Genomic DNA, 12,293 nt, shown 5'->3' with positions numbered 1-12,293 from the left:
CGTGGAGCCGGGCCGGTTCGCGCGGCGCGCGGGTCTCCTCGGGCCGGTGGGGCGGGTCAGCCCCCGTGGGCTCCCTCGAACGGGGTGGTCACACCCTCGTAGGCCAGGTGCAGCGCCATCCCCTGGGTGACGTGGGTCAGGTTGTGGCAGTGGTTCATCCACAGCCCGGGGTTGGTCGCTCGGAAGGCCACCTGCCACACCTCACCCGGACGGACGTCGAAGGTGTCGAGCCGGAGCGGGCTGCCCGTCACCGGGCGGCCGTTCCTCGACAGCACCGTCACCGTGTGGCCGTGCAGGTGCCAGGGGTGGACCTCCAGGCCGCGGTTGACGACGGTCACCCGCACCAGGTCGTTCTCACGCACCAGCTGGGCCGGGATGGCCGGGAAGGCGCGGCCGTTGACCGTCTGCGCGTACATGGGCACGCCGTCCACCAGGGCGAGACCGCGGTCGAGCACGAGGGTGAAGTCGCGGTCGAACGCCGTCCAGGGAGCCGCGTCGCCCCCGGCCGCGGGCGTGCCGTACCGGGTGAGGTCGAGCTCGGGCCAGTCGCCGGTGTCCTCTCCGGTGTCCTCGCCGCTGTTCCGGACCGGGGACGGGGGTGTGGAGCCGTCCGGTCGCAGCCGCACGCCGCCGGCCGGGTTGTCGCCGGCGAGCAGCGCGACCGGGCGTGCGGGCATGGGGAACGCCAGGTCGTAGCGTCCGCCCGCGGCCAGGGTCACCGCGGTCCGCTCCAGCTCGCCGGGGCCGCTGACGTCCCTGCCGTCCACGGCGACCACCCGGAACGCGGTGCCGGTCAGCGTGAACCTGCGGGGCGTGTTGTCGGTGTTGACCAGGCGTAGCCGCACCGGGGCGCCGGGCGCGGCCCGGTGCTCGGCGGGCCGGTCATGGCCGCCGAAGACGGTGGTGCCGTCGAAGGCGTGCACGGGCAGCGTCAGGTCCAGCCCTTCCGCGGCCGGCCCGCGCGGGTGGACGACGAGGGTGCCGTACAGGCCCATCCTGACGCCGATGTCGGAGACCTGGTGGGTGTGGTACCAGTACGTCCCCGTCTGCTCGGCCCGGAACCGGTAGGTGAACTCCCCGCCCGGCGTCACGGCCTCCTGGGTCATGCCCGGGACGCCGTCCTCGCCGGCCGGCACGTCGTAGCCGTGCCAGTGCAGGGTCACGCCTCTGGCGATGTCGGCGTTGCGCAGCCTGACCTCGACCAGGTCCCCTTCGGTCGCGGTGAGCGGGGGGCCGGGCACCGTTCCGTCGAAGGTCCACGCCTCGACGCGGCGTCCCGAGGACAGGGTGACGGTCGCCGTGCGGGCGGTCAGCGTGTAGCGGCGTACCGTGCCACCCGGCTCCGGTGTGGTGGGGCCGCGCAGCGAGGTCACCGGGACGCCGTGCCCGTGCGCGTGGTCGCTCGGCGGGCCGCCGCCGGCGTCGGCCGCGCCCGCCGGGCCGGCCCCGGCGACACCCGCTCCGGTGATGCCGGTCGCGAGCGCGGCCGCGCCCGCCCACAGGCGCAGCGCCGACGGGGCCGGTGCCACGAAGCGCCACGTCACCAGCGTGGCCGCCCCGGCCGCCGCCACGGTGACCAGGGCACCGCCCGCGGTCGCCGGGTACCCGGCCAGGACGGTGCAGGCCAGGCCCGCCAGCGCCGCGTACCCCGCCGCGAACAGCGTGACGACGGCCGCGGTGCCGGGCGCGGGCCCGCCGTGCCGTGCCGCCCGGATCAGTCGCGGGCCGGCCACCAGCGCGGCGGTGAGCCCGGTACCGCCCACCATGGGGAGGACCAGCGTGACCTTCTCCTGCACGAACCACCAGCCGGAGCCGGACAGGGCGGCCACCGAGCCCGCCCGGCCGAGGGTGGCCACCAGGGCGGTCGCGAGCAGCGCCGCGGCCGCTCGCGGGCGGCGGGCCGCGGCCGCCGCGGCGGCGCCCAGCCAGGCCGCGGCCGTCAGCGTCGCGACGGCCAGGTCGAGCACGATGAGCTGTGCGGGGGTCATGACGCCGGGGCGGAGGAGACGTCGGCCGCCCGGGGCGCGCCGGACAGGGTACGGGCCCGGCGGAACACCTCGCCGGAGACGCCCATGATGGCCAGCGCGTTGATCGCGTGCAGGCCGAAGACGACGAACCCGGCCGTCGAGGTCGCGCCGTCGACGCCGCCGAGCCCGTCGGCGATGACCTTGATCAGTATCTGGAGCACGCCCAGGCCCGCGGGCAGAGCCGAGAGCGCCACCAGCCTGCCGGGGGCGCGCGACAGCGCCGCGGCCGCGGTCACGAGGATCGAGACGAGCGGAACGGCCATGCCGAGCATCCGGTGGGCCGAGAACGACTCCTCCTTGGGCGCCGTGTCGAACCCGCCGGCGGCGGCCAGGTAGAACTGCGCCACGATCATCAGTAAGAGCAGCCCGGCCAGCGCGACGAAAACTCTGCGCACGATGTACTCCTGTCGGGGGAGGCGGCGGTGCCCCGCCGGCCGGCGGGGCATGGCTCCGCCGGTCCGGCGCGAGGTCACCACCCGGAACGGGATGTCGCGGCCGGGTCGGAGGAGGTCGTCCGCGCCGCGGAATCCCGCCCGTTCCCGTCCGAGGCTCCAATGTTCACCGGGGGACCGGTCCGCCGTCGTCGTGCGGGGGGAGGCTTGCGGGCTACTCCCCGGAGATATCCGCGGGGCGGTGGCCTACCACGTGGGCAGTACGTCTGGCTTCTCGCCGATCATCCCGGGGAGGACCTTCCACCGGGCGGGAGGACGGATCCCCACCCGCCACGTGAGCAGACGAGAAGGCGGCCGGAAGCGGGCGGGCCCGGGGACGGGGCCGCCGGGAAGGAGAGCGTGGCCCGGACCGCCGGGGGTTCGGGGCGCGCTTCCGCGGCCGCCCGGAAACCGGCCCTCTCCGCTACCGGGCCCCGCGGCGGGCCCGCGACGAGTTCGGCGGCGAGGCGACCGCCGGGAACCGGCTGCCGCCGAGAGGGCAGCGCGGGGATGCCTGTCAGTCGAAGATGTCGTTGATCACGGCGCGGTGGGTGGGCAGGGCCTCGGCGTGGCGCTCGCGGCCCTGGTCGGTGATGCCGACGAAGATGCCGCGTCGGTCGGCCTCGCAGATGCCGCGCGTCACCAGACCCGCCTTCTCCAGGCGGGAGATCAGCCGCGAGCAGGCGCTCTGGCTGAGGTGGACGGCGTCGGCGACCTCCTGGACCCGGTACTTCTCCTGGCCACCTTCGACCATCCGCTCCAGGACCTCGAACTCGCTCATGCCGAGCCGGTGCCGCTCGGAGAGTTCGCGCTCCAGCGCGCAGGCGGTCGTGGCGTGCTTGGCCAGCACCTCACGCCACGCGCGGACCGCAGGCTCCTCACTCATGCGGCGGATCGTACCATGCGTGAACATTAAATGCACAGGAATTAAATGTCTTTGCATTAGATGCGCCTGCATGTATTGTCGGTCCCCATGACCCCTTCCTCGCACGACGGGCGCTGGGACGCGCGACTCTGGGCCGCGCTCGCAGTGCTCTGCGCCGTCATCTTCCTCGACGCCCTCGACGTCTCGATGGTGGGAGTCGCCCTGCCCTCCATCCAGGACGACCTCGGGCTCTCCACGTCATCCCTGCAGTGGGTGGTCAGCGGTTACGTGCTCGGCTACGGCGGCCTCCTCCTGCTCGGCGGCCGGACCGCCGACCTGCTCGGGCGCCGCCGGGTCTTCCTGGCCGCCCTGGCGGTCTTCGCCGCGGCCTCGCTCCTGGGCGGGCTCGTCAACGACGGCACCCTGCTGATCGCGGCCCGCTTCGTCAAGGGCGTCAGCGCGGCGTTCACCGCGCCGGCCGCGCTGTCCATCATCACCACGACGTTCCCCGAGGGCCCGGCCCGCAACAGGGCGCTCAGCGTGTTCACCGCCTCCGGCGCCAGCGGCTTCTCGCTGGGCCTGGTCATCTCGGGATTCCTGACCGAGCTCGGCTGGCGCTGGACGTTCCTCATGCCCGTCCCCGTCGCGATCATCGCGCTGGTCGCCGCCCTGCGGGTCCTGCCCCGGCACGCCGGGGAGCAGCGCGCCGAAGGAGGGCACGACATCGTCGGCGCGGTCACCATCACCGGCTCCATGCTCCTGCTCGTCTTCGCGGTGGTCGAGGCGCCCGAGGCGGGCTGGGGCTCGTTCCGCACGATCGCCTCGCTGGTCGGCGCCGCCGTGCTGCTGGCCGCGTTCGTGCTCACCGAGCGGCGGGTGAAGCACCCCCTGGTGCGGCTCGGCATCCTGCGCTCCGGCCCGATCGTCCGCGCCAACCTCGGGCTGGTGATCCTGTTCGGCTCCTACGTCGGCTTCCAGTTCGTCGCCATGCAGTACTTCCAGAACTTCCTGCGCTGGTCGGCCCTGGAGACCGCGCTGGCCTTCCTGCCCGCCGGGCTGCTGGTGGCGGTCACCTCCACCAAGATGGGCGATCTGGCCGACCGGTTCGGCACCGCCCGGCTCATCGCGATCGGCTCGGCCGCGCTGGCCGCCGGATACGCCTTCTTCCTCCAGGTCAACGACGACCCCGGTCTGGCCACGCTGGTCATCCCGGGAATGGTCCTGCTGGGCATCGCCTTCGCGCTCTCCTTCCCCTCGCTCAACATCCAGGCCACCAACGGCGTGGCGGACGACGAGCAGGGGCTGGCCTCCGGCCTGCTGAACACCTCCGGCCAGGTCGGCGGAGCGGTCGTGCTGGCCGTGGTGACCGCGGTCCTCACCTCCAGCACGAGCGCCGACCCGATCGACGGCTTCCGCGCGGCCATCGCGGTCTCCGGGATCCTCGCCGCGGTCGGCCTGGTCATCGCCCTCACCGGCCTCCGGGGTCGCCGGACCGAGGCCGTCGAGGCCGAGGACGGCAAGGTCCTGGAGACCGTCTAGCGAGAAGACCCGCCGCCTCCGCGGTGGCCGGGGTCCGTCCGGCACCCCGGCCGCCGCGGGAAGGATCGCGTCCCGCGCGGAAGACGCGGCCCCCGCGCGGGACGCGGCGCGCCGCCGCCGGAACCGGGGCCCGGCGGCGCGTCGCGACCCCGGTGGGAACCGGTGCTTGACTCGTGCCTCGACAGGCTGTCACGATCCGCCCACGGCACATGCGACCGGCGGGGTGAACCTTCCGGGAGAGCCGGGCATCTAACGGGGCAGGAGGCTCACCATGACGAACCGCACCCTCGTGATCCTGGCGCTCCTCTCCCTCGTCCCGCTGGCAGGCTGCGGCTCGTCCCCCCGGACCGCACCCCCGTCCCCGTCCGCCCCGGCGGCCACGGCCGCGCCCTCGTCGGCGGCCCCGCCGATCTCCTCGCCCTCCGCCCCCTCGCCGAGGGGACTCAACGTCCCGACGAGCACCAAGGAGATCGAGGTCACGCGTGCCCCCGACACCCCGCCGACCGTCACCGGGGCGCGATTCGCCGAACACCGGGGGTTCGACCGCGTGGTGATCGACCTTGAGGGCGACATTCCCTCCTACACCGTGCGGTGGGTGTCGGAGCTGGTCCAGGACGGATCGGGCGAGCCGATCGACGTCAAGGGCGGGGCCTATCTCCAGCTGACGATGAACCCGGCCACCGCGCACACCGAGGCGGGCACGCCGACCTGGACGGGCGGGCCGATCTTCCAGGCCGGGCTCGGCAACGTGCAGAACGTGGTCAAGACCGGAGACTTCGAGGCCGTGGTGGGCGTGGGCGTCGTCCTCGACCACAGGGCCGCGTTCCGCGTGCTGGAGCAGAAGAACCCCAACCGGCTGGTCATCGACGTCGCGCACTGAGCGCGGTACCAGGGTGACAGACTGGTCTGATGGTACGCAAAATCGACAGCGCGACACGGATCCCCGTCCCGGGCGGCAAGACCATCGACGAGTACGTCGGCCTGGTGAACAGCGGCGACGGCCGTGTCTCCATCGCGCACATGACGGCCCCGGCGGGCTGGGAGGAGCCCGCCCAGACGCCGGAGTTCGCCGAGTACACCCTGGTGCTCAGGGGATCGGTGATCGTGGAGCACGACGGGGGCACGACCGAGGTCGGCGCCGGGCAGGCCTTCGTCTGCGAGCCGGGGGAGCGGATCCGCTACAGCTCCGGCCCCGAGGGCGCCGAGTACGTCGCCGTCTGCCTGCCCGCCTTCTCCCCCGAGACCGCGAACCGCGAGGAGTGACCGTCCGCCGCGCGGTCCTCCCCGTGGGACTCCCCCGAGCCTCCCTCCGGGACCGCCGGCCGCGACGCGCGGTCGGCGGGCATTCCGGGCCGGGGCCTCGCGACACCCCCGCGTGCGAGCCGGACGGTCGGATTCACGACGGTAAGGTTGTGAAATGAGTCAGCTACCCACTCTTGAGCAGATCCGCCGGGCTCCGAAGGTGTTGCTCCACGATCATCTCGACGGTGGTCTGCGGCCGGAGACCATCATCGACCTGGCCCGCCTGACGGGCTACGACAGGCTGCCCACGACCGATGTCGAGGGCCTGCGTACCTGGTTCAGGGAGGCCGCCGACTCCGGCTCGCTGGAGCGCTACCTGGAGACCTTCGATCACACGGTCGGCGTCATGCAGACGCGCGAGGCGCTGGTCAGGGTCGCCGCCGAGTGCGCCGAGGACCTGGCGGCCGACGGCGTCGTCTACGCGGAGGTGCGCTACGCGCCCGAGCAGCACACCTCCGGGGGCCTGAGCCTCGAAGAGGTGATCGAGGCGGTTCAGGAGGGTTTCAGGGCCGGCTCCGAGGGGCGCGGGATCCGGGTGGGCACGCTGCTCACCGCGATGCGGCACCAGGCCAGGTCCATGGAGATCGCCGAGCTCGCGGTCCGCTACCGGGACGCCGACGTGGTGGGCTTCGACATCGCCGGCGCCGAGGCGGGGTACCCGCCCACCCGTCACCTTGACGCCTTCGAGTACCTGCAGCGGGAGAACGCCCACTTCACCATCCACGCGGGCGAGGCGTTCGGCCTGCCGTCGATCTGGCAGGCGATCCAGTGGTGCGGCGCCGACCGTCTCGGCCACGGTGTCCGGATCATCGACGACATCGCCGTGGAGGGCGACGGCGAGCCCAAGCTCGGCCGCCTGGCGGCCTACGTCCGCGACAAGCGGATCCCGCTGGAGATGTGCCCGACGTCCAACCTGCAGACCGGTGCCGCGACCTCCATCGCCGAGCACCCGATCGGCCTGCTGCGCCGCCTGTACTTCCGGGTGACGGTCAACACCGACAACCGGCTGATGAGCGGGACCTCCCTCTCGGAGGAGTTCGCCAAGCTCACGGGGGCGTTCGGCTACGGCTGGGACGACATCCAGTGGTTCACGATCAACGCCATGAAGTCGGCGTTCCTCCCGTTCGACGAGCGCCTGGCGCTCATCAACGGCGTCATCAAGCCCGGTTTCGCGCGGCTGAAGTGGCAGGCGTGAACGGGCTCGCGTGGGCGGGGTGCGCCCGATGAGGCAGGTGTTCCGCTCCACGACCGCGATGGTCGTCGGCTGGATCTGGATGGCGTTCGCCGCGTTCAACGCGGTCGACCTGGCCGTCCGCTACAACGGCCAGGCATCCATGATCGCCGCGGCGGTGCTGGGCGTGCTGACCACGCTCGTCTTCGTCGCCTGCCTGCGGCCCGCCGTCATCCTGACCGAGGAGGGCGTGCTGGTCCGCAACCCCCTCAGGAACGCCTTCCTGCCCTGGCGGGAGGTGGAGGGGGCGACGGTCTCGCACTCGATCACGATCACCGCCGGTGGCAGGACCGTCCGGTGCTGGGCCCCGCAGACCTCGGCCCGCGAGCGGGCCGCCGCGGCGCGCAGGGGAGCGGCGGCCCCCCAACGGGGGCGCTTCCGGACCGAGCCGGTCAGATCCCGGGGTGAGCAGGCCGCCGCCGAGGCCCTGGCGGGCAAGACCCACGCCGACTGGGTGGCCGAGCAGATCACCGAACGCGCCGAGGCGGCCAGGCGCCTGACCCGCCACGCCGAGGCAGGCGCCCCGGCCGTGTCCGGGACCGATACCTCGGCCGTGTCCGGGACCGATACTCCGGCCGCGTCCGAGACCGGCGGCGGGACGGCGGGGATCTCCTGGTCGCCGAGCGCGCTGGCGGCCCTGGCCGCCGCGGCCGTCCTGGTCGTCGCCGCCTTCCTCGCCTGATCCCGGTCACCGGCCCGGCCGGCCCGCCCCGGTCGGCGGGCCCGGCCCGGCCGGTCGGCGGGTCCGCCGCGGTCACAGGCCGAGGGCCGCGGCCAGGTCCGCCTTGAGGGCGTCGAGGTCCTGTGCGGCCCGGTCGCGGGCGGCGGAGACCTCGCCGGTCACCGGGACCACGACCTCCAGGTAGCACTTGAGCTTGGGCTCGGTGCCCGAGGGGCGGACGACGACGCGGGCGCCGCCGGACAGGCGGTAGCGGAGGCCGTCGGTGGGCGGGAGCCCGCCCGCCCCCGCGCTCAGGTCGTCGGCCGCCTCGACCTCGCGGCCGCCGAGCCGGGCGGGCGGGGTGGCGCGGAGGCGGGCCATCGCGTCGGCGATCAGCGACAGGTCGGCCACCCGGAACGACAGTTGCGCGGTGGCGTGCAGCCCGTGGCGGCGGGCCTGGTCGTCCAGGAGATCGAGCAGGCCGCGACCGTCCAGCCTGGCCTGGGCGGCGAGGCCGGCCACGGTCAGCGCCGCGCCGATGCCGTCCTTGTCGTGCACGGGCAGCCCGCGGTCGGAGCCGACGCTGTAGCCCAGGGCCTCCTCATACCCGAAGACCAGCTCCCCGCCCGCCTTCATGATCCATTTGAAGCCGGTCAGGGTTTCGGCGTAGCGCACCCCGTGCTCGGCGGCGATCTTGCCGAGCAGGGAGGAGGAGACGATCGTGGTGGCCACCAGGCGGTCGTCGCCCGAGGTCTGCCGGATCACGTGCTCGCCCAGCAACGCCCCCACCTCGTCCCCGGTCAGCATCCGGTAGCCGCCGTCCGGCAGCGGGACGCCCACCGCGCAGCGGTCCGCGTCGGGGTCGTTGGCCAGCACCAGGTCGGCGCCGACGCGCTCGGCCAGCTCCAGCGCGAGGTCCATCGCGCCCGGCTCCTCCGGGTTGGGGAAGGAGACGGTGGGGAAGTCCGGGTCGGGTTCGGCCTGCTCGGCGACGACCGCGGGCGCCTCGAACCCGGCGGCGGCGAAGGCGGCGGCCAGCGTGGCGCCGCCCACCCCGTGCAGCGGGGTGTAGGCCACCCGCAGCGTCCGGGCCGAGCCCAGCGGGAGCGCGGTCACCGCCTCCAGGTAGGCGTCCAGGACGTCGTCGTCCAGCACCGTCCAGGCCGGGTCGTCCGGGGAGCCCAGGGGCAGTTCGGAGACCGGTCCGACGGCGTCGATGGCGGCGGAGATCTCCGCGTCCACCGGGGGCACGATCTGGGAGCCGTCGCCCCAGTAGACCTTGTAACCGTTGTCGCGGGGTGGGTTGTGGCTGGCGGTGACGGTCACGCCCGCGTCGGCACCCAGGTGACGGACGGCGAAGGCCAGCACGGGCGTGGGCAGCGGCCGGGGCAGGACCGAGGCGCGCAGCCCGGCGCCGGTGAGCACCGCGGCCGTGTCGTGGGCGAAGGCGTCCGACTTGTGCCGGGCGTCGTAGCCGATCACCACGTGTCCGCCGGGACCGAGCACCCGGGCCAGGCCTGCGGCGGCGCGCATGACCGTCACCCGGTTCATCCGGTTGGGGCCGGCGCCCAGCTCGCCGCGGAGGCCGGCGGTGCCGAACGCCAGCCTGGCCCCGAACCGCTCCCGCAGCGCCTCGCCGTCGCCGCTCTCCAGCAGTTCGGCGAGCTCCGCGCGGGTGTCGGGGTCGGGGTCCTGGGCCAGCCAGGAACGGGCGAGCCGTACGAGATCGCTGCTCATCGTCACCTTTCGGGGGACGGGCCTCGCCCGGTCCGCGGAGGCGGGCGGGGCCCGGCGGCTTGTCTCCCGGAGCCCTGCCGGCCCTCTGGAGGCCTGTCTCCGAACGTCGGTCGGGTATCGCCGCCGGGCGACCGCCCCACTTCGGGACCGGTTCTCCCGGCGAGGTCGCGTGACGGGCCGTCAGATCCTGTCGACGACCTTGGCCAGCAGGCCGCCCATGCGCGCGGCGGTGGCCCGGCCGACCTGGAGGACCTCCTCATGGTTGAGGGGCTCGCCCACCAGGCCGGCGCCGGGGTTGGTGACCAGGGAGACGCCGAGGACCTCGGCCCCGCCCTCGCGGGCGGCGACGGCCTCCAGCACCGTCGACATGCCCACCATGTCGCCGCCCAGGATCCGGCACATGCGGACCTCGGCCGGGGTCTCGTACGTCGGGCCGCGGAAGGCCACGTAGACGCCCTCGGTGAGCGACGGGTCGACCTCGCGGGCCAGTTCGCGCAGGCGCGGGCTGTAGACCTCGGTGAGGTCGACGAAGGTGGCGCCGGTGATCGGATTGGCCCCGGTGAGGTTGATGTGGTCGCTGATCAGCACGGCCTCACCGACCTCCTGGGTCTCCGGGCGGAGCCCCCCGGCGGCGTTGGTCAGCACGATCGTGCCGGCCCCCGCCCTGATCGCGGTCCGGACCCCGTGCACGACCGGTTCCACGCCGCGGCCCTCGTAGAGGTGGGTGCGGCCGAGGAAGATCAGCGCTGTCTTGCCCGAGCCGGTCCGCACGGCGCGGACCCGGCCCGCGTGGCCCTCCACCGCGGGCGGTGCGAAGCCCGGCAGGTCGGTCACCGGGATCTCCGCGATCGTCTCGCCGATCGCGTCCGCGGCCGGGACCCAGCCCGAGCCCATCACCAGCGCGACGTCGAAGGAACCCACTCCGACGGCGCTCTTCAGCGCGGCCGCGGCGTCCGTGGCGAGTGCATAAGGGTCATTGGTCACCCGACCGAGCGTACCGGTCATCCGGCCGTCCCTCATCAGCCGCGTGCCGTGTCCCGGCCTGCCCCGTCCCGGCTGCTCAGCGGGGTGCGCCCGCCCGGCGGGAGCGGGGCGGTTGGCGTACGGCGTCCGGCGGGACGTGCGGTGAGGGTGGCTGGTGTACGGCGTCCGGCGTGCTGCGGGGTGGCCGGTGGGGGAGGGGCGTCCCGGGGGTGGGTTCAGCCCGGCAGGGTGGCGGCCAGGCCCACGGCGGCGCCGGCCGCGATCAGCCAGGCCGAGTTCAGCTTCGTCCGCCACAGCACCAGCAGCGCTCCGGCGGCCAGAGCCCAGGTGAGCGGGTCGACCAGGGAGGTGCGGCCGAGCTGGAACGTGACCCCGGCCATCAGCGCCAGCGCGGTGGCGTTCACCCCGTCGAGCAGCGCGCTCGACCACGCCTTCGACCGGATCCGGTCGGTGATCCTGGTGAGCAGGCCCACGAACAGGAAGCTCGGCAGGAAGATCGCCACCGTGGCGAGGACCGCCCCCGGCGTCCCGGCGATCACGTAACCGACGAAGGTGGCCGTGGTGAACACCGGGCCGGGGGTGAGCTGGCCGATCGAGACGGCGTCGGCGAGCTGGGCCTGGGTGAGCCAGCCGAGCCGCTCGACGAAGTCACCCTCCAGGAAGGCCAGCAGGACGTATCCGCTGCCGTAGAGGACGGCTCCGATCTTCAGCATGGTCAGGAAGAGCCGGAGCAACTGGTCGGGATCCTGGCCCCCGGCCAGCGCCAGCGGCGCCGCCAGCAGCGCCTGAGCCCGGCCTGGCCCGCCCTCCGGGGACGTGCCGTCCCGCCCGTCCCGCGGCGGCTCGCGGTCGCGGTCACCGGGACCGCCGGGACCGCCGGGCTCACCGGGGGAGGGCACGCCGGAGCGGAGGCGGGCGCGGGCGGCCGGGGCGAGCCGTACGGCCACCGTCAGCAGGCCACCGCCGGCGAGCAGCAGCAGCTCGTTCACGCCGAGCAGGTACCCGGCCAGGGCGGCCCCGGCCAGCACCCACAGGTACGCGCTCTTCAGCGCGGTGCGCAGCAGCGGGAACAGCGCCCACAGGATGATCGCGACGACGACGGGCCGGATGCCGTAGAGGACGCCCTCCACCGCGGGGGTGGTGCCGTAGCGGACGTAGAGCGCGGCCAGCACGCCGACCATGAGCGCGGCGGGGAGGATGAAGCAGACCCCGGCCGCCACCAGGCCGCGCCGGCGGGCGCGCTCGTGGCCGATGTGGATGGCCAGCTCGGTGGAGGACGGGCCGGGGATGAGGTTGGTCGCGCCGACCAGGTCGAGGAAGCGCTGCTCGGTCAGCCAGCCGCGGCGCCGTACCACCTCGTCGTGCATCATCGCGATGTGCGCCGCCGGGCCGCCGAAGGCGATGGTGCCCAGCCGCAGGAACAGCCGGACCACCTCGCGAAGGGCCGACCCGGACCCTGCGGCACCGTCCTGGCGGGGCACTTCCGTCACCCGGGCATCATGACATCCCCCCGGGT

11 protein-coding genes are annotated in these 12,293 nt (G+C 74.1%); 5 read left to right on the top strand and 6 right to left on the bottom strand.

Translation table 11 applies throughout. The annotated features are described in order from the left end of the window. Positions 1-56: 56 nt before the first annotated feature. The 3 genes from ABD841_RS23645 to ABD841_RS23635 all read right to left on the bottom strand — a co-directional run bounded on the left by ABD841_RS23645 (position 57) and on the right by ABD841_RS23635 (position 3,344). Positions 57-1,988, bottom strand: coding sequence for a multicopper oxidase family protein (locus ABD841_RS23645; RefSeq protein ID WP_344975783.1), 1,932 nt, complete (start codon positions 1,986-1,988; stop codon positions 57-59). Further along, positions 1,985-2,422, bottom strand: a complete 438-nt coding sequence (locus ABD841_RS23640) for a DUF6220 domain-containing protein (protein WP_344975780.1) — start codon at positions 2,420-2,422, stop codon at positions 1,985-1,987. Before ABD841_RS23640 ends, ABD841_RS23645 begins: the two co-directional genes overlap by 4 nt. A gap of 553 nt (positions 2,423-2,975) precedes the next feature. Then, entirely contained in the window at positions 2,976-3,344 is a 369-nt protein-coding gene (locus ABD841_RS23635) for a MarR family winged helix-turn-helix transcriptional regulator (protein WP_344975777.1), read from the bottom strand. An 87-nt stretch (positions 3,345-3,431) separates the two neighbouring features. Here ABD841_RS23635 and ABD841_RS23630 point away from each other — a divergent pair, with 87 nt between their 5' ends. The 5 genes from ABD841_RS23630 to ABD841_RS23610 all read left to right on the top strand — a co-directional run bounded on the left by ABD841_RS23630 (position 3,432) and on the right by ABD841_RS23610 (position 8,077). After that, entirely contained in the window at positions 3,432-4,862 is a 1,431-nt protein-coding gene (locus ABD841_RS23630) for an MFS transporter (protein WP_344975774.1), read from the top strand. A 271-nt stretch (positions 4,863-5,133) separates the two neighbouring features. After that, entirely contained in the window at positions 5,134-5,742 is a 609-nt protein-coding gene (locus tag ABD841_RS23625) for an AMIN-like domain-containing (lipo)protein (protein WP_344975771.1), read from the top strand. Between the two features lie 29 nt (positions 5,743-5,771). Beyond that, positions 5,772-6,125 carry a cupin domain-containing protein gene (locus ABD841_RS23620; protein ID WP_344975768.1) on the top strand — a complete coding sequence of 118 codons (354 nt, stop codon included), beginning with the start codon at positions 5,772-5,774 and terminating at the stop codon, positions 6,123-6,125. A 154-nt stretch (positions 6,126-6,279) separates the two neighbouring features. Next, positions 6,280-7,359, top strand: coding sequence for an adenosine deaminase (locus tag ABD841_RS23615; protein WP_344975765.1), 1,080 nt, complete (start codon positions 6,280-6,282; stop codon positions 7,357-7,359). A gap of 28 nt (positions 7,360-7,387) precedes the next feature. Next, positions 7,388-8,077 (top strand): PH domain-containing protein, encoded by a 690-nt coding sequence (locus tag ABD841_RS23610; protein WP_344975763.1) that lies wholly within the window; start codon positions 7,388-7,390, stop codon positions 8,075-8,077. A gap of 72 nt (positions 8,078-8,149) precedes the next feature. On the opposite strand, the gene ABD841_RS23605 is transcribed toward ABD841_RS23610, so the two are convergent. The 3 genes from ABD841_RS23605 to ABD841_RS23595 form a co-directional block, all read right to left on the bottom strand. Further along, complete coding sequence (locus ABD841_RS23605) at positions 8,150-9,793, bottom strand: phospho-sugar mutase (protein WP_344975760.1); 1,644 nt, start codon at positions 9,791-9,793, stop codon at positions 8,150-8,152. 180 nt (positions 9,794-9,973) lie between these two features. Then, a complete protein-coding gene (locus ABD841_RS23600; protein WP_344975757.1) occupies positions 9,974-10,777 on the bottom strand; it encodes a purine-nucleoside phosphorylase in 804 nt (267 codons plus the stop codon). Between the two features lie 215 nt (positions 10,778-10,992). Next, entirely contained in the window at positions 10,993-12,267 is a 1,275-nt protein-coding gene (locus ABD841_RS23595) for a chromate transporter (RefSeq protein WP_344975754.1), read from the bottom strand. Positions 12,268-12,293 lie beyond the last annotated feature (26 nt).

It is taken from the genome of Streptosporangium fragile, from assembly GCF_039534445.1.
Classification (GTDB): Bacteria; Actinomycetota; Actinomycetes; order Streptosporangiales; family Streptosporangiaceae; genus Streptosporangium; species Streptosporangium fragile.
This window is presented reverse-complemented; position numbering and strand designations above follow the sequence as displayed.